Annotated in this window: 22 protein-coding genes; 16 read left to right on the top strand and 6 right to left on the bottom strand. The window is 55.1% G+C overall.

The genetic code is table 11. The annotated features are described in order from the left end of the window. The first annotated feature begins 10 nt into the window (after positions 1-10). From HUN04_19560 to HUN04_19540, 5 genes are all read left to right on the top strand, one after another. A complete protein-coding gene (locus tag HUN04_19560; GenBank protein ID WDP91786.1) occupies positions 11-760 on the top strand; it encodes a 2-oxoglutarate oxidoreductase in 750 nt (249 codons plus the stop codon). 25 nt (positions 761-785) lie between these two features. Further along, a complete protein-coding gene (locus HUN04_19555; protein ID WDP91785.1) occupies positions 786-1322 on the top strand; it encodes a 2-oxoacid:acceptor oxidoreductase family protein in 537 nt (178 codons plus the stop codon). A gap of 90 nt (positions 1323-1412) precedes the next feature. After that, on the top strand, positions 1413-1904 hold the full coding sequence (locus HUN04_19550; protein WDP91784.1) for an amino acid-binding protein: 492 nt from the start codon (positions 1413-1415) through the stop codon (positions 1902-1904). Between the two features lie 184 nt (positions 1905-2088). Next, on the top strand, positions 2089-4398 hold the full coding sequence (locus tag HUN04_19545) for a response regulator (protein WDP91783.1): 2310 nt from the start codon (positions 2089-2091) through the stop codon (positions 4396-4398). 125 nt (positions 4399-4523) lie between these two features. Continuing rightward, positions 4524-6149 carry a GGDEF domain-containing protein gene (locus HUN04_19540; GenBank protein WDP91782.1) on the top strand — a complete coding sequence of 542 codons (1626 nt, stop codon included), beginning with the start codon at positions 4524-4526 and terminating at the stop codon, positions 6147-6149. 72 nt (positions 6150-6221) lie between these two features. Here the strand turns inward: HUN04_19540 and HUN04_19535 are convergent, their stop codons facing one another. The 3 genes from HUN04_19535 to HUN04_19525 all read right to left on the bottom strand — a co-directional run bounded on the left by HUN04_19535 (position 6222) and on the right by HUN04_19525 (position 9179). Then, positions 6222-7379: an acyl-CoA dehydrogenase gene (locus HUN04_19535; protein WDP91781.1), complete on the bottom strand. Its 1158-nt coding sequence runs from the start codon at positions 7377-7379 to the stop codon at positions 6222-6224. A gap of 55 nt (positions 7380-7434) precedes the next feature. Then, complete coding sequence (locus tag HUN04_19530) at positions 7435-7980, bottom strand: helix-turn-helix transcriptional regulator (GenBank protein ID WDP91780.1); 546 nt, start codon at positions 7978-7980, stop codon at positions 7435-7437. Positions 7981-8114: 134 nt separating this feature from the next. Beyond that, a complete protein-coding gene (locus HUN04_19525; protein ID WDP91779.1) occupies positions 8115-9179 on the bottom strand; it encodes a branched-chain amino acid aminotransferase in 1065 nt (354 codons plus the stop codon). Between the two features lie 274 nt (positions 9180-9453). Here HUN04_19525 and HUN04_19520 point away from each other — a divergent pair, with 274 nt between their 5' ends. Both HUN04_19520 and HUN04_19515 read left to right on the top strand, forming a co-directional pair. Further along, complete coding sequence (locus HUN04_19520; protein ID WDP91778.1) at positions 9454-10302, top strand: uridine kinase; 849 nt, start codon at positions 9454-9456, stop codon at positions 10300-10302. A gap of 11 nt (positions 10303-10313) precedes the next feature. Further along, a complete protein-coding gene (locus HUN04_19515; GenBank protein ID WDP91777.1) occupies positions 10314-10613 on the top strand; it encodes a hypothetical protein in 300 nt (99 codons plus the stop codon). Between the two features lie 35 nt (positions 10614-10648). Here the strand turns inward: HUN04_19515 and HUN04_19510 are convergent, their stop codons facing one another. Then, positions 10649-10858, bottom strand: coding sequence for a hypothetical protein (locus HUN04_19510; GenBank protein ID WDP91776.1), 210 nt, complete (start codon positions 10856-10858; stop codon positions 10649-10651). Positions 10859-10976: 118 nt separating this feature from the next. Here HUN04_19510 and HUN04_19505 point away from each other — a divergent pair, with 118 nt between their 5' ends. Next, positions 10977-11345, top strand: a complete 369-nt coding sequence (locus HUN04_19505) for a helix-turn-helix transcriptional regulator (GenBank protein ID WDP91775.1) — start codon at positions 10977-10979, stop codon at positions 11343-11345. Between the two features lie 108 nt (positions 11346-11453). Continuing rightward, positions 11454-12212 carry a hypothetical protein gene (locus tag HUN04_19500; GenBank protein WDP91774.1) on the top strand — a complete coding sequence of 253 codons (759 nt, stop codon included), beginning with the start codon at positions 11454-11456 and terminating at the stop codon, positions 12210-12212. A 111-nt stretch (positions 12213-12323) separates the two neighbouring features. Here the strand turns inward: HUN04_19500 and HUN04_19495 are convergent, their stop codons facing one another. After that, positions 12324-14336: a urocanate hydratase gene (locus HUN04_19495; protein ID WDP91773.1), complete on the bottom strand. Its 2013-nt coding sequence runs from the start codon at positions 14334-14336 to the stop codon at positions 12324-12326. Between the two features lie 202 nt (positions 14337-14538). On the opposite strand from HUN04_19495, the gene HUN04_19490 reads away from it, so the two are divergent. After that, positions 14539-15399, top strand: coding sequence for a DUF4405 domain-containing protein (locus tag HUN04_19490; GenBank protein WDP91772.1), 861 nt, complete (start codon positions 14539-14541; stop codon positions 15397-15399). 79 nt (positions 15400-15478) lie between these two features. After that, positions 15479-16000 (top strand): response regulator, encoded by a 522-nt coding sequence (locus HUN04_19485; protein ID WDP91771.1) that lies wholly within the window; start codon positions 15479-15481, stop codon positions 15998-16000. Positions 16001-16008: 8 nt separating this feature from the next. On the opposite strand, the gene HUN04_19480 is transcribed toward HUN04_19485, so the two are convergent. Then, a complete protein-coding gene (locus tag HUN04_19480; protein WDP91770.1) occupies positions 16009-16788 on the bottom strand; it encodes a HAMP domain-containing histidine kinase in 780 nt (259 codons plus the stop codon). A gap of 78 nt (positions 16789-16866) precedes the next feature. Between HUN04_19480 and HUN04_19475 the strand changes: the two genes are divergently transcribed. The 5 genes from HUN04_19475 (at position 16867) to HUN04_19455 (ending at position 24623) form a co-directional block, all read left to right on the top strand. Then, complete coding sequence (locus HUN04_19475) at positions 16867-19221, top strand: PAS domain S-box protein (protein ID WDP91769.1); 2355 nt, start codon at positions 16867-16869, stop codon at positions 19219-19221. 149 nt (positions 19222-19370) lie between these two features. Then, positions 19371-20876, top strand: coding sequence for an AMP-binding protein (locus tag HUN04_19470; protein ID WDP91768.1), 1506 nt, complete (start codon positions 19371-19373; stop codon positions 20874-20876). A 129-nt stretch (positions 20877-21005) separates the two neighbouring features. Further along, positions 21006-21767 (top strand): ABC transporter ATP-binding protein, encoded by a 762-nt coding sequence (locus HUN04_19465; protein WDP91767.1) that lies wholly within the window; start codon positions 21006-21008, stop codon positions 21765-21767. Between the two features lie 33 nt (positions 21768-21800). Next, on the top strand, positions 21801-23729 hold the full coding sequence (locus tag HUN04_19460; protein ID WDP93344.1) for an AMP-binding protein: 1929 nt from the start codon (positions 21801-21803) through the stop codon (positions 23727-23729). Then, positions 23730-24623, top strand: a complete 894-nt coding sequence (locus tag HUN04_19455; GenBank protein WDP91766.1) for a branched-chain amino acid ABC transporter permease — start codon at positions 23730-23732, stop codon at positions 24621-24623. Positions 24624-24625 lie beyond the last annotated feature (2 nt).

Raw genomic sequence — 24625 nt, 5'->3', positions numbered from 1 at the left:
GGAGATTAGTATGGGAAAAACATATACCAAGCCCGCCGCCCTGACCGACAACCATACCCATTACTGCCCGGGCTGCACCCATGGTATCGTCCACCGGCTGGTGGCCGAAGCCATTGACGAGCTGGGCATCCAGGACACAACCGTGGGCATCGCCCCCGTGGGATGTGCGGTAATGGCCTACAATTATTTTGACTGCGACTTCCAGGAAGCCGCCCACGGCCGGGCGCCGGCCATGGCCACCGGCATCAAACGGGTGAGGCCCGATCTTAACGTTTTCACCTACCAGGGGGACGGGGACCTGGCCTCCATCGGCATGGGTGAAATCATGCATGCGGCCAACCGGGGTGAAAAATTCACCGTCATCTTCATCAACAACGCCATTTACGGCATGACCGGCGGCCAGATGGCCCCCACCACCATGCCGGGCCAGCGGGCCACCACCGCCCCCATGGGCCGTGACACCGCCCTCACCGGCATGCCCCTGCGCATGGCCAATATCTTAAGCCAGCTGGTCACCCCGGCATACGTCACCCGCCAGGCCGTACTCAAGCCCCAGCAGGTCAACAAGGCCAAAAAAGCCATTAAAAAAGCCTTCCAATACCAGGTTGACGGCACCTGCTTTTCCTTTGTGGAAGTCATTTCCACCTGCCCCACCAACTGGGGCATGACCCCGCTGGATGCGCTGAAATGGGCTGAAGACACCCTGCTGCCCTATTACGAGCTGGGGGATTACAAAACCCCTGAAGACGAGCCCAAATAAACCTAAGACCCGACTGGAGAAAGCTATGCAGACAGAGATAAAATTTGCAGGATTCGGCGGACAGGGCATCCTTCTCAGTGCCAAGCTCCTGGCCTACGCCGCAATGAAACAGGGCTCACAGGTGGCCTGGATCCCCTCCTACGGACCGGAGATGCGGGGCGGCACCGCCTATTGCACGGTGGTGATCAGCGACAAGCTCATTGGATCACCCATTATTAAAAACCCCACCCACCTGGTGGCCATGAACCGGCCCTCCCTGGAAAAATTTGACGAAACCGTCAAGCCCGGAGGCATTGTATTCATCAATTCCTCCCTGATTCCCGTGAGAAGCCAGAGAACCGACGTCACCGAACTGGTGGTGCCGGTAAACGATATTGCCATTGAAGCCGGCTCGGTGCGGGCCGCCAACATCGTGGCCCTGGCCGCCTTTGCCGCCAAGAGCGGCCTGGTGGATCTGGACCTGCTCAAAAAATGCATCAAGGAAGAATTTTCGGCCAAGCCCAAAATCATCCCCATGAATATGGATGCCTTTGACAGGGGGGTTGCCGCCGCCAACGCATAAAAAATATAGATAACGAAAAAGCGGAGATTCGGGGCCGTTCCCACCGTCCGGCCCGCCCCGCTTTTTCCCAACCAAAGGGGGACAAAGAGAATGATCAGACGTGAAATTTCGCTCTTTCTTAAGAATGTGCCCGGAGAACTGGGAAAACTGACCGACCTGCTGGGTGATGCCGGCGTGAACATTGACGCCATCACCATCCAGGATGCCTCATCCTATGTCCAGAACCTGTTTGAAGCCCGGGGCAAATCCCTGAAGCGCCTGGCCTCCTCGGCCAGTTATTCGTCCATGCGCAGGGATTCCGCCGAGTTTGCCCTGATCCGCCTTCTATGTGATGATCCTCAAAAGGCCGAAGGACTCCTCAAGGAAAAAGACTACCTCTTCGACACCAAGGATGTGGTGGCCATCGACATCACCAACCAGCCCGGCGAACTCTCCAAGATGACCAAGCGCCTGGGCAAGGAAGGGATTAATATCAACTACGTCTACGGCTCCGTTTCCACGGGGGCCGATCAATGCCTCTTCGTCTTCTGCCCCGAAGATGTGGCCTTTGCCGATTCCATATTCGAAGGCGGCAAGTACTAACACCGTCCCCCGCCGGCCACCCGGCCGGCGGGACCAGCTAAAAGACTCCGGCAGCGGGCGTCCGAGGCCTGCGCCAACCTTTCCCCTTGCATCACACCAGGGTTTGCCCTACACTGGCACCCATGAACTCCCTTGGCCCGTCCCCAAAAGGATGGAATCGGCAACCCATTGAATTTCAAGGCCCATGATGCTCATTACACTGGATACCCGTTCCCTGTTTATTGCACTGGCGGTGGCCACACTCAGCCTCTCTCTATGCATGTTTCACTTCATGCTGTCCAGAAAGACCTATCCTGGATTTTCCACCTGGTGCCTTTCTTTTCTGTGGATCGGTATCGGCATCGGGCTCATCGGGCTGCAAGGCGTCATGCCCAGGCTAATCACCGGTGGATTGGGAAACGCGGTGATATTTTATGCCGCCTTTCTCTTTTATTCTGGGTTCCGCATGTTCGCAAACCAGCGCGTTGACCGCCGCCGTCATGCCGCAGCCTTTACGGCTTACCTGCTCTGTCACCTGTTTTTTCTCTACGGCATGCCCTGCCTTCCGGCCAGGGTGATCCTGATTTCATCGGTACTGGCGCTCTATTCCGGGTTCTGCCTGAATACGCTGCTCAACAATATCCACAGGGAAGTCAGCCGTCCCAACTGGATTCTCGCGGCGGCCCTGGGGATGCTCATTCTTTTCTTTCTGCACAGGGCCTTGCATTACCTGATCCATCCCTCCCTTGAAAAGAGTATTATAACCAGCAAGACCCTTGAGCCGACCATTTTTCCACTGGTTTTAACGGCCGTCATCATCTTTCTGGTGGTGGGCCTGATCCAGCTCAGCTACCAGCGGCTTGAAAAGGATCATGCCGACGGATACAATGATCTGGAACAGGCCATGAAGGAAGCCGAAAGTGCCACCCTGGCCAAATCGGAATTCCTGGCCAATATGAGCCATGAAATCCGGACCCCCATGAACGGCATCATCGGCATGCTGGACCTGCTGGCCGCCACCCCCCTGACCCCGGAGCAGGAAGACCTTTCCCGGTCGGCCCAGGAAAGCGCAGAATCCCTGTTGTACCTGGTCAATGATATCCTCGATTTTTCCAAAATCGAGGCCGGCATGATGGAATTGGAATCCATTGACTTCAACCTGAACATCACCCTGGAGTCCTTTTCCGATATGATGGCTGTCAATGCCTATAAAAAAGGGCTCGAATTTGCCTGCCTCATCGATCCGGACGTACCGGTGCTGCTTAAGGGGGATCCCGGACGCCTGAGGCAGGTCCTGACCAATCTGGCGGGAAATGCCGTTAAATTTACCACAAAAGGGGAAGTATTTATCCAGGTCTCCATGGAAAAAACCCATGATGACCAGGTTGAGCTTAGATTCAAGGTCCGGGATACGGGCATCGGGATTCCGGAAAATAAACTGCCCTTCCTGTTTGAATCCTTTACCCAGGTGGACAGTTCCATCACCCGCAAATACGGCGGCACAGGCCTGGGACTTGCCATATCCAAACAAATGGCCGAACTGCTGGGGGGCCGGATATGGGTTAAAAGCCGTGAAGGGCTCGGGTCTACATTTTATTTTACCGCACAATTTTCCATATCCGCCCCCCCAACGCCCCCGGCGGTTCAGACGCCGGCGATAGAAGGCTGCCGGGTCCTGGTGGCGGCGGACAATCCCATGAACCAAAAGGTATACAATGCCATATTAACGGCCATGGACTGCCGGTGCAGCGGTGTACTCGACGGTGCAAAAGCCTTGAAACGCCTGATTCAGGCACCCGGCGACTATGATGTGGTACTCATCGACCTGCAGAAACCCGAGATGACCGGGGAAGAGCTGGGAAGATGGATCCGGAAAGAAAGCGCCCTGGCCGGCCTGCCCCTGGTCATGATGGCCTCCGCAGCCAAACGGGGGGACGCGGCCCTGCTTAAGGAAATCGGATTCCAGGCCTTTTTGACGAAACCCATCAAAAAGACCCAGTTAAAGGAATGTATTCAGGCCCTGCGCATCCCCGGCCCTGGTACACCGGACCGGCCAAGGGACGGGGACGGAGAAGATACGGCCCTGGTCACCCGGTACACCCTGGCAGAAATGCGCCGCCAGGCCAGCCCGCCAACTGGGACCATCCCCAAAAAAGTGCTGCTGGTGGAAGATAATAAAATCAACCGGAAAGTCGCGGTAAAAATGCTCACCTCCCTGTCCCACGAGGTGGTGATTGCCAAAAACGGCGTGGAGGCCGTGGACGCCGTCCAGGCCGCACCCGGAGAGTTCGACATCATCCTCATGGACATCCAGATGCCGGTGATGGACGGCGAACTGGCGACGAAACTGATCCGCACCGTTGAAATGGCAGGGCCGTTCCACACCCCGGTCATTGCATTGACGGCCAATGCAATGAAAGGGGACAGGGAAAAATTTCTGGCGGCGGGAATGGACGGCTACCTGTCCAAACCCGTCAAAAAAAAGGATCTCATGGAAGTATTCGCATCCCTTTGAAGATGGAAATATCACCGGTGATTGCCCCCCCCTGCCCCCCTGAAGCAGCACCTGCCCTGAATTGTGTTTTTTACAAAAATTCTATAGGATGCGATTATTACCTGTATCCACAATTGTGAGAAACCATGGCCCATGCCCAGTCATTGACATCCAAAAGCATAATCGGCATCCCTCTGGCGCTGATTGTCACCTTCACCATTGCCAGCGTCCTGCTCATTGACCTGTATTTTGAAAAAACCGCCATTGTCCGCTATGAAAAAGCGCTGATCCAGCAGGCCCGGAGCGGTGCCAGAATCCTGGAATTTTTAAAGAACCATTACAGGATGGCTGATTATGATGCCTTTGCCGATCACATCGCCAGAGGCAGCCTGCTCAGGGTCACCATCATCGGAAAGAACGGCTGGATTATCGGCGATTCGAGACTGTCCTTCGCCGAGGTGCAGGAGGCGGAAAACCGGTCCCAGCGCCCGGAGATTGTAAAGGCCAGGGAGCATGGGGCGGGACTGGACCGCAGATACAGCCAGACCGTCGGCGTTGAGCTTCTCTATGCGGCGGTCCGCTACAGAAATGAAAAAATGCAAGGCTTTTTCAGGGTGGCGGTTCCCATGAGAAGCCTCAATGAAGAATTGGTTCACCAGCGGATGGTACTGGGGGGATTTTGCATCATCACCCTTCTGGTGGCCGGTATCCTGAGCCTGCTGGCCTCCAGGTACCTGCTGGGCCTGGTGCGCAGAGAAGAGGATTCCCTGGAACGAAAAGTCCGGGAACGGACCCGTGAAATCGAAATCCTTCAGAACCTGGGCACCCAGCTGACGGCCTGCAACACCTACAATGAGGCCAGGAATGTCATTGCCATGGTGGCTCCGGTTCTAATGCCCAGGTTTTCAGGGGCCATGGCCATATTCGATGATGAAGCAGACCGCCTGAAGGTCATCGACACCTGGAACGGGGAATGGGGCCAGGAAACGGTCTATGAACCCGCCCAATGCTGGGCCCTGAGAAAGGGCAGCCGCCACCTGGGCGATACAAAAGCCGGCAATGCAACCTGCAGCCATTGGTCGGGCACTGACCGCACGATGCTCTGCCTTCCCCTGGTGGCCCAGGGAGAAAGCCTCGGGGTACTCCATATTTCCATACCGTCAGAAGATGTGTTCTCCCAGGAAGAACAGAATCTGGCCCTGGCCCTGGCAGAGCAGGCCAGCCTTGCCTTTGGCAACCTTAAACTGCAGGAGGCCCTGCGGGACCAGGCCATCCGGGATGCGCTCACCACCCTTTACAACAGACGTTTTCTTTTGGAATCTGCAGAACAGCAGATCAGCAGGGCCGGCCGGCGGAACCAGTCTCTGGGGCTGCTCATGATGGACCTGGACCATTTCAAAAAGATAAACGACACCCACGGCCATGACACCGGCGACCACATCCTGAAAGAATTCGGCCTCATGTTGCGGGGCATGGTCCGTGCCGAAGATATCCCCTGCCGGTACGGGGGAGAAGAATTTACCCTCATCCTGCCCGAAACCGGCCATGAAGCCACCTGCCAGACAGCCCAGAAAATCTGCGACCGGATCCGGTCCCACGAATTTTCACTTGACCATAGATCCCCGGGGACCGTCACCATTTCGGTGGGCGGGGCGGTATACCCCGACAACGGGACCACCCTGGACCAGTTGATCAAGGAAGCAGACAAAGCACTGTACACGGCCAAGTCCCAGGGCAGGGACAGGGTGGTCATGGCGAAAGATACAACCTGACCCGAGGCCACCCGGCCCCTGAAACGGCGGGCATGGACTGCCCGCCGTCCATGCCCGCCCAGAAGGCCTGTCCTATCTGAGTTTTCGCTTGTCCCTCAGTATATTGTTGGAAATGACGATGCGCTGGATTTCGCTGGTGCCCTCGTAGATGGTGAAGACCCGGGCATCCCGGTAGAAGCGCTCCACAGGGTAATCCTTGGTAAACCCGTATCCGCCGTGCATCTGGATAGCGCGGGCGGTGACATCCTGGACCATTTCAGAAGCAAAGAGCTTGGCCATGGAAGCCTCCCGGGTATAATTCTCCCCCCGGTCCTTCATGGAAGCGGCGGAAAAAACCAGCTGGCGGGCCGCCTCAATCTGGGTGGCCATATCGGCCACCTGGAACCGGATGGCCTGGTGCTTGGTGATGGGCACGCCGAACTGTTTTCTTTTCTTGGCATATTTTACGGCCGCATCAAAGGCGGCCTGGGCCACCCCTAAGGACTGGGCGGCAATGCCGATCCTGCCGCTGTCCAGGCCGGACATGGCAATTTTAAACCCGTCCCCTTCCTTGCCCAGTATATTGGCGGCCGGTACCCGGCAGTTCTCAAAAATCAAATCCGTGGTGTCCGAGGCACGCAATCCCATCTTATCCTCATGGTGTCCCACCACAAGACCCGGGGTGCCCTTGGGCACGATAAAACAGGAAATGCCTTTGTGGCCGGAGGATTCATCTGTCTTGGCCGTCACCAAAACCACGGAGGAATGCTCTCCAGAGGTGATGAACCGCTTGGTGCCGTTGATAATATAATGATCCCCGTCTTTTTCTGCGGTGGTGGCCTGGCTCACGGGATCGGAGCCGGCATCGGGTTCGGTAAGGCCGAAGGCGCCGATGATCTCCCCCGAGGCCAGGGGCACTAAAAATTCCTCCTTCTGCGCCTCGGTGCCGAATTTGTTCAGGCTCTCGCAGACAATGGAGTTCTGCACGGACATGACCACCGAGGTGGAGGCACAGGAGTAGGCGATCTCGGACAGGGCCAGGACATAGGAAACCGCATCGGCCGCTTCCCCGCCGTACTCTTCTGGGATCATCATCCCCATGAGGCCCAGTTCCCCCATCTGTTTGAAATTCTCTGCGGGGAATTCACGGGTTTTGTCCCGTTCAGCCGCCGTGGCCGCAACCACCTTCCGGGAGAATTCCCGGACCATGTTCTGGATCATCAATTGTTCGTCGGTCAGCTTGAATAGCATATGAAAAACTCCTTTTCACTCCCCGGCGGGGCCGGGCAGTCAATTTCAAATTGTATTAAGGGGCGTACACCACCACAATGAGTTCGGCATCTTCGTCGCCGACATTGCGCAGGTCATGCTTGATCCCTGAATTGAAATGGAGGGAGTCTCCCGCTTTCAAGGTATTGACATGGTCCCCCACCTGGATTTCAACGGTTCCGGACAGCACATAGGAAAACTCCTCGCCCTCGTGCTGGAAGCCGACGCCCTCATGCCGGGTGCCGGCCTCCACCACAATGCGGAAGGCCTTGAGGTGCTTGTTTTCCGCCCCGGGTGTCAGGGGCGTATAGGCATAGTTGTCCGTCCGTTTGGTGTAGGCATCGGCCCGCTCTTCCAGGGTGTCCTCCTGTTCCTTGAGCAGGTAGCTTGAATCCAGTTGAAGGGTCCGTGAAATCTGGAGCAGGGTCCCCACAGAGGGACGCTGTTCCCCGCCTTCGATCTTTTTGATGAAGTCTTTGGACAGTCCGGTTTCATTTGCCATAACGTTCAGGCTGATGCCCTTATCCAGCCGGGCACGCCTGATCCGCTTTCCAATGGGGGTCATTTCTTTCTTTTTAGCCATCTCATCTCCAATAGTTTGAGGGTGATCAAACTTCATCTTTGACTGAGCGCTCGTTCAGCGCCTGGGTCTAAAAAAATTAATCCATAAAACAACGTATTATACTAAAACTCACCGACAGTTCCCGCAGTGCAGGATCAATCGATGACTTCTATCCAGCCTTCGGTATCTTCTGCTTTGCCGTATTGAATGGCGGTCAGGGCATTGTAGAACTTCATGGAGGTCTCGCCCGGGGTGCCGTCGCCGATGTTCAGCATCTTATCGCCGTAACGGATTTCACCCACAGGTGAGATCACTGCGGCGGTGCCGGAACCGAATACTTCGGTGAGCTGCCCCTTGTCATGGGCCTCAAGAATTTCATCCATGCTGACTTTCCGTTCACTGACCTTCATGCCCCATTTTTTGGCCAGGTCAATGACTGAAAACCGGGTGATGCCCGGCAGGATGCTGCCGTTGAGTTCCGGGGTGACCAGTTCATCGTTGATGATGAAAAAGATATTCATGGCCCCGACTTCCTCAATATATTTGAGTTCAATCCCGTCCAGCCAGAGCACCTGGGCATATCCTTCTTTTTTCGCCTTTTCCCCGGCCAGGAGGCTTGCCGCATAATTGCCTGCGGTTTTAAACTCGCCCACGCCGCCCCGGACGGCCCTGACATGGTCCTTGCACACCCATATTTTCACCGGATTCAGTCCCTCGGCATAATATGCGCCCACGGAACAGAGGATGATGAAAAATTTAAATTTATAAGAGGATCTCACCCCCAGGAAAGGATCGGTGGCAATGATAAAGGGCCGCACATAGAGGGAGGTCCCCAGGGTTTCGGGGATCCATTTTTCTTCCATCTTAACCAGCTGTTTCATGGCATCCATGGTAAAATCCACATCAATCTTGGGGATGCACAGCCCTTCGGCGGATTTATTCATCCGGGCGAAATTATCCCGGGCCCGGAAAAACTGAATTTTGCCTTCTGGGGTCTTGTAGGCTTTGAGGCCTTCGAAAATCGCCTGGCCGTAGTGGAAAACCATTGCTGCAGGAGACATGGAAAATTCGGCAAAGGGTTCAATGCGGGGATTGAGCCATCCCTTGCCTTCCTCATAATCCATCACAAACATATGGTCGGTGAATACCGTACCAAACCCCAGGTCTTCGTCCTTGGGCCGGGTCCCTGTCTGGGCGGCCCGGGTTACTTTAATCTCCATTAACGCCTCCGTGTTTCATAATATTAAACTTAAGTTTGATTAAACTATAATGGGCCGCCCGAAACGCCTTTGTCAAGGGGATTTTGCCCTTTAAAGGCGGCAGCGGCCGGTCCGCAAAATTTCATATTAGGCTATTCAATGGGTGAAAGCAAAGGGAATTTGGATGGAACTGAAATTTTATGGATAAATGCTGTCTCTTCGCGTATGATAGAAAAATCCACGACAAATTTTTTCAGAAAAAAGCATACCTTTAATCCGCCGTAAGGAGGGAAAAATGGGAAAACTGATCAAAGAACAGGACGAAAAGGGCAGGCTGCACATTGACACCCCCATGCTGGGCGAATCCCTGGTGAGCAAAGAGTTTTTAAAAACCACCGAATCCGGGGAATATTTCCGGATGCACCCGGACATCAATGTATTAAAAATAGGCGGCCAGAGCATCATGGACCGGGGCTCCAAGGCCATTTTCCCCATTGTGGACGAACTGGTCAAACTCAAGGAAGAGCATAAGCTGCTGCTCATGACCGGCGGCGGCACAAGGGCCCGCCACGTCTACAATATCGGCGTGGACCTGGGCATGCCCACCGGGGTTCTCTCCAAGCTGGGGGACAAGGTCTCCTCCCAGAATGCGGTGATGCTATCGGTGCTGCTGGCCAAACACGGGGGGGTGAGGATCGGACACGGTGATCACCTGGAACAGCTGACCATGTTCTGCCGCCAGGGCTACCTGCCCATCACCACCGGCATTCCCCCTTATGGATTCTTTGAGCACCCGGCGGAATTCGGATCCATCCCTCCCCACCGCACCGACTGCGGCGCCTTTCTTTTAGCGGAAAATATCGGAGCCCAGTCCCTGATTTACCTCAAGGACGAAACCGGCCTTTATTCAAAAGACCCGAAAAAGGCGAAAAAGGATGAAAAGCTGGAATATTACGATAAAATTTCCGTTGATGAATTAATCGAACTGGACCTGGACGATCTCATTATTGAGCGCCCCATCCTGACGATGCTGAAGAATGCCAAATGCCTCAAGGAACTCCAGGTTATTGATGCCCTGCGCCACCCTGAAAAAATTGCAGATGCCCTGGCAGGCAAGCATGTGGGCACCATTATCCATAAATAGGCGGCCATTCCATGACCAGGGCCACACTGACATTTCGCCACAGGGAAAAGGCGATAGCCGAGCATGAACGGCTCTCCAGGCTCTTCCGGGAAAACCGGTTTTTATTTGAACTGGAACGGAAACAGGCCATTGAGAAAACCATCGGCCGGGTAAAAAAAGAGGCCCTGAAAAAGGAGCTTCGCCGGCGCCAGGATAAATGGGACAGGATTCTGGACCATTCTGGAAACACCCGGAACCGCCTGGCATTGATGGAAATGCTGCTCTGGGATGCCGTCCGCAAAGAATGGCTCCCCACCCTGAATAAAGTATAGTGCACGCCCCTGCGGTCCTGCCACAGGGGCGGCCTTTACATCTTCCCGTCCCGGTTGCCGGTGCCGTGCTTGGGCAGATAAATGATCTGTGCCCCGGCTTCCTTGGCAATCAGTTCCAGTTCATTTTTACGGATATGCTTGGTGTAAAGCTTCACATCCTTTCCGCTGAGCCCCACCACGCGGAATCTGGCTTTTTTTTCGCCTTTTTCGACTTTCCGCCTTTCGCGGACAAAAATTTTGCTCATGGTTCCTCCCTTTCCCGGTCTTTTCCCGACCTGTTTATCCATGTGGAAATATGATATAGAAAATCATATTTTAACTTAAAGTATATATCCTTAAAGGATATATGTCAAGGAGCTATACATGACCCACAAAAACATGCCCGGTTCCGGCCGCCAGGAACGCTACATCCAGGCCTCCATCCTCCTGGGGCTGGCCAGCGCCCCCTCCTACGGATACCAACTCATCTCCACCATCCAGACCTTCGGTTTCATCCAGGGATCAGCCCCCCCCGGCATGATCTACCGCCACCTGCGCCAGATGGAAGAGGACAACCTGGTGAAATCAGAATGGGACACCGGGGAGACCGGGGCGGCCAAACGGATCTACACCATCACCGACGAAGGCCGGGAAGTGCTGGAGTTGTGGATCCAATTCATGCAGGCCAATGCGGACAAGCTCAACAATTTCATCAGCATGTATGAAGAAAAAACAGCGGCGGGGAAAAAATAAGGATACCAAGCCCCCCCTGCGCTGGGGTCAACACCCAGGAACGATCACCTACCCCCCATGGCTGTCTGGCCGGTTGCCCCTATAAATGGATTTTGATAGGGTAGCGGTATGATGAAAAATACAATCATACTGAAAATACTTGCCTGCCTCGTGGCCGCCTGTGCATTCACCACGGCCCCTTCATTATCCGGCACCAGCCGGCCGGTACAAAAGAAACTGGTGATGAGCCACCTGGCACCGGAAACAGAGCCCGTGGGCTGCTGGCTGAAGATGATCTACACCGATGTATTCAGCCACCTGGGCTATGAACTGGAATACCTCCACCTCCCCGCCGCCAGGGCCAGCATACTTGCTGAAAAAGGAAAAATTGACGGTGAGCTGGGAAGAACCCGTTCCTACGGCAAAAATTATCCCGATCTGGTCATGGTGACCGAACCCCACCTCACAGAAGAATTTGTGGTGTATACCCTTGAAAAAGGGCTTTGCATAAAGGACTGGGATGACCTGGCCGCCCGTCCCGGCATTATCAGTTTTAAACGGGGTCTCCGTATAATTGAGGACCAGGTTGCCCAGCGGCGGCCCGGGGACACCATTATCCGGGTCAACAATTTTGATGCCGGCCTGATACTGCTGGAAATAAAAAGGGCGCGGTTCTTTGTGGGACCGCGGAAGAGAATGGAAGGCCTTTTAAAAAACCGGTCTTCCCAAAAGCCCGGGATATATCCCGCCGGCACCCTCGATATCCATACGGCCCATGCCTATCTCCATTCCAGGCACAGAGAACTTGCCGCTGACGCCGCCGTCTATCTGAAAAGCATGAAAAAAAGCGGCCTGCTCGACACTTACAAGGAAAAGTGCGGATTTTAAAATCCTGCACCAACCTGCCGGGCTGTGTGGCGCGGCGCCCTCTAAAGGGCCGGGAAAAAACCGGTCTGCCTGCAAACCGGCGTTCCCCGCCCAATCTATTAGCCGGCAGCCTTAAAACAGCTTGCCCACGGCAGAAGCCACCGCATCCTCATCGGCCGGATTCGGGATGGTGATCCGGTCCCCGTTGGGATTGTCCCGGTTATAGGTCAAAGCCACTTCCCTGGCATTGGGATTGCCGGCCCAGTTTCGCCGTGCCACCCCGCCCATGACGTCCCAGAGCATGGCGGATCTGATGATGTCATCCACCTGCTCGCTGCCGTCAAGGACCAGGCCGAACCCGCCGTTGATGGCCTTGCCGATGCCGGTGCCCCCGCCGTTGTGCAGGGCCACCATGGTCATGCCCCGGGCTGCATTGCCGGCAAAGCAGTGGGTCGCCATGTCGGCGCAGACGTTGGACCCGTCATTGATATTGGCCGTTTCCCGGAAGGGGGAATCCGTGCCCCCGGGGTCGTGATGGTCCCGGCCCAGCATGATGGGGCCTGAGACCTCTTTATTTCTCACCATTTCATTGAACCTCAGGGCAATGGCCACCCGCCCTGCGGCATCCTGGTAGAGGATCCGGGCCTGGGAGCCCACCACCATCCTGTTCTCTTTGGCATCCCGGATCCACACGTAGTTATCCCGGTCATAGGGCCGGCGGTCCGGATCAATGCAGGCCATGGCAGCGGCATCGGTCTTATCCAGGTCATCGGGACGCCCGCTGAGGCAGACCCACCTGAAGGGCCCGTACCCATAGTCAAAAATGGGCCCCATGATATCTTCAAAATAAGAGGGATAGACAAATCCGTCCTTGGCATCCACACCGTTTTTCACCACCTCGGTGACGCCGGCGTCAAATATCGCTTTCAAAAAGGCATTGCCGTAATCAAAGAAATAGGTGCCCTTCCCCGTGATCTGTTTGATCAGGTCATAATGCTTTTTAAGGCTCTCGTCCACCAGGACCTTGAATTGGGTCCGGTCCTCGGCCAGCAACCGTGTCCGCTCATCAAAATCAATGCCTGCCGGGCAGTACCCCCCGTCGTAGACCACATGGCAGGAGGTCTGGTCGGACAGCAGGTCCACCTTCAGGTCCTTATCCACCAAATAGTCCAACAGGTCCACCACATTGCCGTGGTAGGCAATGGAGGTATTCTCTTTGGCCGCCACCGCCGCCTTGGCCGTTTTGTATACGGTTTCCAGATCATCGGAAACCACATCCACCCAGCCCTGGGAATGGCGGGTTTCAACCCGGGAATAATCCACTTCCGCTGTAATGGACACCGCCCCGGCAATCTTGGCCGCCTTGGGCTGTGCCCCGCTCATGCCGCCCAGACCTGAGGAAACAAAAAGAAGACCGGCCAGGTCCCCATCACCAGGGACGCCGCACATCTGCCGCCCGGCATTGAGAAGGGTGTTATAGGTCCCGTGGACAATGCCCTGGGGGCCGATGTACATCCAGCCGCCGGCGGTCATCTGCCCGTAGGAGGAAACACCCATCTGAACCGCCACCTCCCAGTCATCGGGGTTGTCGTAGAGCCCCACCATCAACCCGTTGGTGATGATCACCCGGGGGTTGTCCGGGGAAGACTTGAACAGACCCAGCGGATGGCCGGACTGCATGACCAGGGTCTGGTCCTCGGTCATTTCCTCAAGATACCGCTTGATGAGCAGGTATTGCATCCAGTTCTGGCAGACCGCCCCGGTTTCCCCGTAGGTCACCAGTTCATAGGGATAAAGGGCCACATCAAAATCCAGGTTGTTGTCGATCATCACCTGGATGGCCTTTCCCGCCTTGCACCGTCCCTTATATTCCTCAATGGGCCGGGCCTTGATCTCACCGGCCGGCCGGAAGCGGTATCCATAGATCCGTCCCCGGGTTTTCAACTCTTCGAGAAACTCGGGGATCAACTCTTGGTGGAGGGCCTCGGGTACATAGCGAAGCGCATTTTTAAGGGCAACCGCCGTCTGGTTGCGGGTCAGGCGGAACCCCCGGTCCGGCGCACGCCGGATTCCGGGCCTGAATTCTTTTTTCTCCGGCAGGTTATCATCCAGACAAATACCCATTGAATCGATTAATTCCGTCATTGTTTCCTCCTTATGATCTCCGGGCACCCCGGTATAAAATATCAAAACACCAACTTGTATATACAAGCTTATACAACAGACAATTACCCATGTCAACACAGATAAAATGCCTCACAATATATTGATTTCCACCATGATTTGAATTTATAATACCGTCTATTCACTTTAATCCATTCGAAACCAAAGACAAAGGATTAAATTAATGAAAATAAGACGCATCACCTCTCTTACCGCCGGCCTTGCCTTTATTGTCATGGTGATCACCAGTTTTATCCTTTATATCGTCCCCCAGGGCCGGATCGCCTATTGGGCGGACTGGAAACTCCTGGGACTGACCAAGGAACAATGGGGCAACATCCACATCAACACCGGGATTCTTTTTCTCATGGCACTGGGGCTGCACATTTATTACAATTGGAATCCCATCCTCACCTACCTCAAGGACAAGGCCAGGCAGATAAAAATATTCACTGCAGACTTCAATGCCGCATTCATTCTCACCATTGTCGTCGTTCTGGGCACCTATGCGGAGATTCCCCCTTTTTCAAGCATTCTGTCGGTCAGCGAATCAATCAAAGACAAGGCCGCCAGGGAATATGGCGAACCGCCCTACGGACATGCAGAACTCTCCTCCCTGGAACTCTTTGCAAAAAAAACAGGCCTGCCCCTTGGGGAATCCCTGGCCCGGCTAAAGGAGAAGGGAATAAAAGTCGCCGGCAAAGAACAGACGCTCTCCGAAATTGCCCGGAATAACGCCCTCTCTCCCCAAAAGGTTTATCTGGCCATGAAACCGGAAACCGCCCGGCCGGTTGTACCGGTCGGCACCGCCATAAAACTGCCCGGCTCGCCGCCCCCGGGAACAGGCAATATGACCCTGGCCGCCCTGTGCAGCCAGTACAACCTGAACATGAAGGCAATGGTACGAACCCTGGCCGACAGGGGCCTGAAAGCCCGTGAAAACCAGACCATCAAAGACATTGCAACAGAAAATCAAACCGGCCCCATGGACATTTATGACCATATCCGGACGGCTGCCGGCATACTGGCGGACCAGAAGTCATGACCCGCCGGTATGCAATCTGTATTGAACTATTGGGGTAATTCCCATACACTAAAGGCAAACCTGCAACAAGGGAGGGCCCGTGGATCACTTTTCAACCCTTGAACATAAACGCCTGCTTCTGGTGGACGATGAGCCGGACATCCTTGAAACCCTGGAAGAACTTCTGGATATGTGTGATGTGGATACGGCATCGTCCTTTGAGGAGGCGGTTGCCTGCCTGAAAAACAATGAATATGATGCCGCCATCCTGGATATCATGGGGGTTCGGGGCCATTCCATTCTCAAAATCACACGAAAGCTGGATATCCCGTCCATTATGCTCACGGCCCACGCCCTGACGCCGGACAACCTCAAATCCTCCATTGAAAAGGGGGCGGACGCCTATGTGCCCAAGGACAAAATGGTGGACATCGCCCTTTTTGTCTCCGACGTACTCACCGCACGAAAAGAGGGAAAAAAAGCGAATGTCACCTGGTTTTCCCTGCTCAAGCCGGTGTTTGACAAATTATTCGGCGAAGGCTGGCGAAAAAGCGACCGGGAATTCTGGGACGAATTTGACGACAAACAGATGGCGGCCAGGGATGACATCCAGAAAATGTAAACAGGGCATTAATTTTGGTTAAGGGGGATATGTACGGTAAATTCAGCACCCTGCCCGTCCTCTGAATCCAGGGCAAGGGTACCGCCCATGTCCCGGAGCAGGACCATGACGCCGGCAAGCCCAAGGCCATGGCTGTTGATGGCGTTTTCAAGGGAACCGCCCGTGGTAAAATAGGTCTCAAATATCTTTTTATGTTCCGACGCCGGGATGCCCCTGCCGTCGTCCTTGACCCTGAGGACCAGATGGGGCCCGTCCAGAGTGGCCTGAATGTCAACCAGCTGGTTCCGGTGTTTAAATGCATTGGTCACCAGGTTCCTTAAAATCTGCTTTACCTTGGCCTTGTCCAGACAGACACTGGTGCGCCAGGTTTCCGCTCCCACCATCACAATAAACCCATGGGTGGCCAGCAGGTCCGCCAGGCTGTCATACCCCTGGATTTTTTTCACCTGTTCCGCCAGTGGCGGGTTGGCCAGGTCGAAAATTTCCACCAGCACCTCTCCCACCAGTTCGGCCACAGAGAACTCCGTGAGATTGACCACCCCTTCCCTGGATCGGCCCAGTTCCAGCATATCGTTGACCAGGCGCTGGGTGGTCAGGGTATTGCGGATAATCCGTTTGAGCACCTTCTCCTGCTTAGCCGTCAGGGGGCCGTACCGGTCCTGGCGGTTGAGCAGCGATTTGGCACCGGCATCAATGACTGAAACAGGTACTTTTAAATCGTGGATCAGGATTTCGGTTTTGATGGAGTTCTCCGCCATAGCAACTAAACCCTTGAAATTTATCCCCATGGTTTCTATAGTGGTGGCAATTATTTTTTTTGGTTATATACAGGATATCCAACCCTTGTAAAGTCTTTTGGAGTTTTTATGGGCCGGAACCCCGAAAATCTGCCGGAAAATGGGCCGGAAAAGGAAATTGGCGAATTAAAAGAAGAAATTCGCCGCCTCAAGGAAGAGAATCTCATCCTCAACAAAATTATATTCAAAGCCCCCATTCCCATATTTGTCCTGGACAAAGACCATAAAATCACCCATTTCAACCAGGCTCTGGAGGAACTGGCCGGGCTGGACAGCAGACAGATGCTGGGCACCCGGGAGCAGTGGAAGGCCTTTTACGGCAATCCCCGGCCGGTAATGGCCGACCTCATCATCGACAACTCCTCGGACAATGAGATTATCGAGCACTACGGGGTAAAATACAACCGCTCCCCCAAATCCCTGGACCGGTTCGCAGCCACCGACTTTTTCCCGGATCTTTCCCCGGAGGGCAAATGGCTCTATTTTACCGCCTCCCCCTTCAACGGCAGCAATGGCGAGATGGCCGGGGCCGTGGAAACCCTCCAGGATGTCACCCAGGAAAAGCTCCAGGAACACCGGCTCCGTGAACTCTACACCACCTATAGGAACATCCTGGAATTCATTCCCTATCCCATCATCGTATACGGGGACAAGGGAAGGGTTTCCTATATAAATCCTGCATTCACAAAGGTATTCGGATGGGACATGGATGAAATCAAAGGCACTCTCCTGGATTTCGTCCCCCCGGATCTGAAAGAGGAAACCCATGAGGTGCTCCACCGGTTCCGCCACACCAAGAAGCTCACCCGGTATGAAACCCAGCGGCTCACCAAGGACGGCGCCGTCCGGGACGTGATCATCTGGGCCGACACCCCCGCCCGTGAAAAGACCGGGGAAACCTTTGTCATCATCAGGGATGTCACAGAGGAAAAGCGGCTGGCCGCCAACAATAAGACCATCATGCGGATCTCGGCCGCCCTGCCCGAATATCCGGACCTGGAAGACCTGATGAACTATATCTCCCGGGAGGTCAAGGATCTGCTCAAGGCAGAGGGGGCGGTCGTCCTCCTCTACGACGAAATCAAATCGGATCTTTTCTTTCTGGGCGCCGCCTACGACGATCTGTCCACGGAGCGCCGGGCCAGGGAAATCCGGTTCAGCCTGGATGAGGTTTTTGCCGGGCAGGTGGTAAAAACCGGCGAGCCCGCAGTGACCAACAATGCAGAGGACCTGGCCGCCCAATACCCGGAGCGGGATAAAAAGATGGGTTACCGGACCCGGAGCATCCTTTCCATGCCCATCCGCAGCGACAGCCGGATCATCGGCGTACTCTGCGCCATAAACAAAAAACAGAACCTTTTTGACGACAACGATATGGAACTGATGACCATGATCGCCGGCACAGTGGCCATCTCCATTGAAAACGCCAGGTTCTCCGATGCCCTGAAAGAGGCCTACCGGGATGTGGCGTCCATGAACCGGGCCAAGGGGAAGGCCATCAACCACCTCTCCCATGAGCTGAAAACCCCGGTGGCCATCCTGACAGGGTCGCTGCAAATCCTGCGCAAAAAAATAGAGGCCATCCCCAATGTCAAGCTGGACTCCACCCTCAACCGCATCGAACGGAACCTGGACCGCATCGTGGATATCCAGGCGGAAACCGCCGACATCATGGAGACCGGTGCCTACCATACCCGGCAGATGCTCATCAAAATGCTGGAGGCCTGCCAGGATGAACTGGAAACCCTTATCGAAACCTGCCTGGACCAGGGCATACTGGCACCGGATCATCTGATTCAATCCGTGGGCGCCCTCATTGACAGGGAATTCGGCCCAAGATCCATGCGGCTGAAAATCATTGACTTCAAACAGGTCTTTGCTGATGTCTATGCCGCCATGGTGCCAAAATTCCATTTCCGGCGCCTGGAGATCATCCATGATGTCCCCGACGGGCTGCCCGATATCAAACTGCCCCCGGATGTGGCCGCGAAAATCATCGAGGGGCTGATTAAAAACGCCATTGAGAACACCCCGGACCAGGGACGGATCGACATCCTGGCCAGGGCAACGGGCGGCGGGCTGGTGTTTGAGGTGAAAGACTTCGGGGTGGGCATTGAACCGGACCACCAGAAAAGGGTATTTGAAGGATTTTTCTCCACCCAGGACACCCTGCTTTACTCCACCAAAACCCCCTTTGAATTCGGTGCCGGGGGCAAGGGGGCGGAGTTGCTGCGCATGAAACTTTTTGCCGGCCGCCTGGGATTCACCATTGAGCTTGCCTCCCGCCGGTGCCGGTACCTGGTCGCAAACGACGAACCCTGCCCCGGCGATATCATGAAATGCCGGTTCTGCAGTTCACAGACCGATTGTCTCAACTCGGGGCATACCAGTTTTTCAGTCTATTTCCCCAATGGAAAAAAATAAAAAGGGTGCTTGACAAGCCCCCGGCCTTTATGACAAAAATTAAAACATTAGCGAGCACTGGCTCAGTATGCAACGGAATTCCCTGTTGAAGCTGCCCTGCACAATACCGCAAGCACCAAAAGTTTAACAAACCCGGAAAGGAATGGTTCATGAACAACCTGCACGGCCTGACCTTGTTTGACTTTTTCCAGAAAAACGCTTTACAGCATAAAAATGCCGCCGCCCTCCACTGGGACGGCAAAAACATCAGTTTCCAGGCCCTGTTTGCCCGTACCTGCGCACTGACCGCAGGGCTGGCAGCCCTTAACCTTTCCCCCAACGCCCGGGTGGCCGTACTGGCCAAGAACCATCCCATTTTCTTTGAACTCTTCGGTGCCGCCTCGGCCCTGAACCTCTGCCTGGTACTCGTCAACCGGCGGCTGAGCCCCGAAGAAATGGCCCATATCATCGAAGACACCACCCCCAGCGTGCTCATCTGCGACGCAGAAATGGAAGCCCAGGCAGAAACACTTGCGGCCGGCAGCGATTCCCTTGAGCACTGCTTTGTCATCGGCAAAGATACGGACCGCCTATATCCGGAAAATACAGCAGCGGATCAGGGCCTGGCCGACCAGGCAGATCCCAATGCCCCGTATATAATCATCCACACCGCAGCCGTCCAGGGAAAGCCCCGGGGCGCTGTGCTGAGCCAGGAAAACATCATTCTGGCCAACCTGCAGATCATCCATACCTTTGGCCTGGATCCCTCCAAGGCCTACCTGAACATTCTCCCCCTCTTCCACATCATGGGGGTGAATTTCGGAATCGGTATGTTCATGGCCGGGGGCAAAAACGTCATTGTTGAAAAATTTGACCCGGCAAAATGCCTAGACTTCATCCAGGAACAGAAAATCACCATTTTCGGTTCCTTCCCCCCCATATTAACCAATATTCTCGACCTCATCAGCCAGGAAAAAGGATATGACCTGTCCAGCCTTGAAATAGCTGCCGGACTGGAAATCCCGGACACGGTAAAGAAATGGGAGGCGGCCACCCCGTCTAAATTCTGGACCATGTACGGCCAGACCGAGACCTCAGGTCTGATCACTTTTTCAGAGTACTTTAAAAACCCTGGTTCTGCCGGGGAGATCTCCCCCCTGGCCAGAATCGCCATAGCCGACGACCACGACAATATTCTCCCGTCTTGCAATGTGGGAGAAATCCTGGTCAAAGGCCCTCTGGTTTTCCAAGGATACTGGAACGCCGACGACCTCAATGCATTTACCTTCAGGCAGGGATGGCACCACACCGGTGACATGGGCCTGATCGATGATAAGGGCTTCCTCTTTTTCAAAGGCAGAAAAGCCGAAAAGGAACTGATCAAGCCCGGCGGGGAAAACGTATTTCCCGCAGAGGTGGAAAAGGCCGTGGTGACCCACGACGCCGTGGACAAGGTCTGCGTATTCGGCGTGCCCGACCCCAAATTCGGGGAAGGGATAAAGGCCGTGTGCACCCTAGTTCCGGGCACATCCCTGGATAAAGATGAGCTGATCGCCTTCACAGGCACCCTCATCGCCGGATATAAAAAACCCAGGTACGTTGAATTTATTGATGAGATGCCCCTGGCCGAAGACGGCAGTATAGACCGGGCCAAGGTAAAAGAACTCTACGGTTAAGACAAAAAGCGGCTGCCCTGCTCGCTCCCACAACTGACCTCGCTGCTCACGCTTTTTTTTACTTGATACATTTGTCCCGGCAGGTGCGATGGATATCCCCTGCCCCAACCCTAAACCTATGGACGTGCCATGACAGAACTCATTATTTCAGATGTCACCCTCTCCTTCGGCGGGCTCAAGGCCCTGGCGGATGTGGACATGACCATTGAACCGGGGCTCATCACCTCCATCATCGGGCCCAACGGGGCCGGAAAAACCAGCATGCTCAACTGCATCTCGGGCTTTTACCACCCCACCCACGGGGAGATCTCCTACAAGGGAAAGGACCTGTCCCACGCCTCCCCCCACCAGGTCTCCAACATGGGCATCGCCCGGGCCTTCCAGAACCTGGAACTCTTTTCCGGCCTGACGGTGCTGGACAATTTGCTGCTGGCCCGGCACCAAAACCTGAAGTATTCCTTTCTCCATGCCCTCTTTTTCTACGGAAAAGCCTCCCGCATTGAGGCGGAAAACCGGGCCTATGTGGAGGATGTCATCGACTTCATGGAACTGGAGCCCTACCGCAAAAGCCTGGTGGGCAACCTGAGCTACGGCATCCAGAAAAAGGTAGAGGTGGCCAGGGCCCTGACCCTGGCCCCGGATATTCTGCTGCTGGACGAGCCCATGGCCGGGATGAACATTGAGGAAAAAGAGGACATTGTCCGGTTTGTCATGGACATCCAGAAGGAACGGAATATCACCGTGGTCCTGGTGGAACACGACCTGGGGGTGGTCATGGATATCTCCGACCGGATCTATGTCCTGGACTTCGGCCAGGTCATCGGTTCCGGCACCCCGGAAGAAGTCTCCCAGAATCCCAAAGTAATTGAAGCCTATATCGGAGAGGACTAGCCCATGAGTGACAGATCCACCAATACGGAACAGATGAATACGGATCGGGACCACCTGCTTGACTATTCCATCCCCCAGTTGCTCCGCTGGCGGGTAAATACCAGCCCGGACCGCCCGGCCCTCAGGGAAAAGGATTTCGGCATCTGGAACACCTATACCTGGAAGGAGTATTACGCCCATGTCCGGAAAACCGCCCTGGGCCTGAGGGAACTGGGGCTGGGCAAGGGAGATACCATTGCCATTATCTCAGACAACATTCCGGAACTGCTTTTCATCGCCATCGGGGCCCATGCGGTTGGGGCCATTTCCGCAGGCATCTACCAGACATCCATGCCCCACGAAATTGCCCAGATTCTCCAGTATCTGAAGGTCTCCGCCGTATTCTGCGACAACCAGGAACAGGTGGACAAAGTACTGGATGTGAGAAAAGATATCCCCCTGGTGAAAAAGGTGATCTTTGAAGACCCCAGGGGCATGAGAAACTATTATTCCGACGACTGGTTCGTGGACATAAAGGAATTGTATAAACTGGGAGAGGCCGCCCATGGGCAGGCGCCGGATATCTTCGAAGAACTGGTGGACCAGGGGAGCCCCGATGATGTCTGCCACCTCTGCCTGACCTCAGGGACCACCGGTCTGCCCAAGGGCACCATGATGACCCACCGCAACTATATTAATATGGGGGTAAGGATCACGGATGTGGATCCGCTTTCCCCCACGGACGAATATGTTTCCTTCCTGCCCTTCGCCTGGATCGGGGAACAGATGAACTCCTTCGGGGTGGCCATGGCCACGGGGATCTGCATCAATTTCCCGGAATCCGTGGAAACCAATATGGCCGACCTCAAGGAGATCGGCCCCCATTTCATGTTCGGCGCCCCCCGGATATACGAAACCATCCGCAGCGAAATCTGGCTGAAAATAGACCAGTCCTACTGGTTCAACCAGCTCATGTACAATTACTTCATTAAAGTGGGGCTGGAAGCGGCAGATTACCGCATGAGCGGTAAAACCATGCCCCTCGGGCTTAAATTCAAGGCCTGGCTGGGCCGGCAGATCATTTTCCGCCCCCTGGTCAACCAGATCGGCCTGCTGCGGCTGCGGCGGGCCTATACCGGCGGGGCCGCCCTGGGCCCCGAATTGTTCACCTTCTACCAGGCCATCGGGGTCAACCTCAAACAGATCTACGGCCAGACCGAGATCACCGGCATCGCCTATATGCACCGGGACGGGGATGTAAGGCCGGACACCGTGGGCAAGCCCCTGCCGGGCACGGAGTGTAAAATCGCCGAAGACGGAGAGATCCTCTCCCGGTCCGCCTCGGTCTCCCCGGGCTACTACGAACTGCCGGAAAAAAGCGAAGAGCTGCTGGAAGGAGGATGGCTCCACTCCGGGGACGCCGGATTCATAGACGACCAGGGGCACCTGGTGGTCATCGACCGCCTCTCCGATGTCATGCACAACAACCAGGGGGAGATGTTCTCCCCCATGTTCCTGGAAAACGCCCTGAAATTCTCCCCCTATATCAAGGAGGCGGTGATCTACGGCAATCAAGAAGATTATATCTCCTGCCTCATCAACATCGATCCCATTGTTGTGGGAAAATGGGCCGAGGACAGGGGGATCTCCTATACCACCTACATGGATCTTTCGGCAAAAAAAGAGGTGGCCGACCTCATCATGGAGGAAATCCTCGGTGTCAACGGCCGGGCGGAAAAAGAGCATTTTAAAATCCATCGGTTCGCCCTGCTATACAAGCTTCTGGACGTGGATGACGGAGAACTGACCAAAACCGGCAAGATCCGCCGCAAATTCGTCCGGGAACGGTACCAGGACCTTTACGAGGCCCTCTACGATACAAGCATAAGTACCAAAGAGGTGACGGCCAGCTTCCAGTACCAGGACGGCCAGTCCACCACGGTGAACACCACCATTGAATTTTATACGGTGAAAGGAGCGTAAATGACGTATTTTTTCCAAATCGTGGTCAGCGGGATTGTGGTGGGTTCGATCTACGCCCTGGCGGCCCTGGGGCTGGTGCTTGTCTACAAGTCCAGCCGGGTGGCCAATTTCGCCCACGGCCAGATCATCGCGGCCGGGGCATTCATCACCTTTTTTCTCACCGTGGACCTGGGCGTGCCCATTTTCTTTTCCTTTCTCGCCTCCATGGCCATCACCTTTTTCCTGGCCATGAGCGTGGAACGGATTTTCCTGCGGCGCCTCATCGGCGAGCCCATCATTTCGGTGATCATGGTAACCATCGGCCTGGCCTCCATCATTGACGGGCTGATCTACCTGACCCCATTTGGTACGGAAAACTTCTCCTTTCCGCCCTTTTTACCCGACACCCCCCTGACCCTGGCCGGGGTCTCCATCTCCTGGACCCAATTGGTGGGGGTGATCATTACCTTCATTCTCATCGGAGGGTTCTCCTGGTTTTTTAAAAAATCCACCGTGGGCATTTCCATGCGGGCGGTTTCCGACGACCAGTTCGGTTCCATGTCCGTGGGGATCTCGGTTCCCCGGGTATTCGGACTGGCCTGGGCCACGGCCGGCCTTTCGGCCGCCGCCGCCGGCTGTATCATCGGCAATATCACAGGTTTAAACTTCGACACCCTCCACGCCTTCGGCATCGTGGTTTTCCCCGTGGTCATCCTGGGCGGCCTGGACTCCATCCTGGGGGCTGTTGTGGCCGGCATCATCATGGGGCTGATCCAGCAGTTCGCCGCCGGCTACCTGGACGGCAACTGGGGGCTGAACGGCACAGGCGACGTGGCCCCCTATGTTATTCTGCTCATCATCCTGCTGTTTAAACCCCATGGGCTCTTCGGCATCCATGAAATCGAGAGGGTATAGGT

This window comes from Desulfobacter sp. (assembly GCA_028768525.1).
Lineage (GTDB): Bacteria > Desulfobacterota > Desulfobacteria > Desulfobacterales > Desulfobacteraceae > Desulfobacter.
The sequence above is the reverse complement of the archived record's forward strand: the minus strand, read 5'-3'. Positions and strand labels throughout refer to the sequence as shown.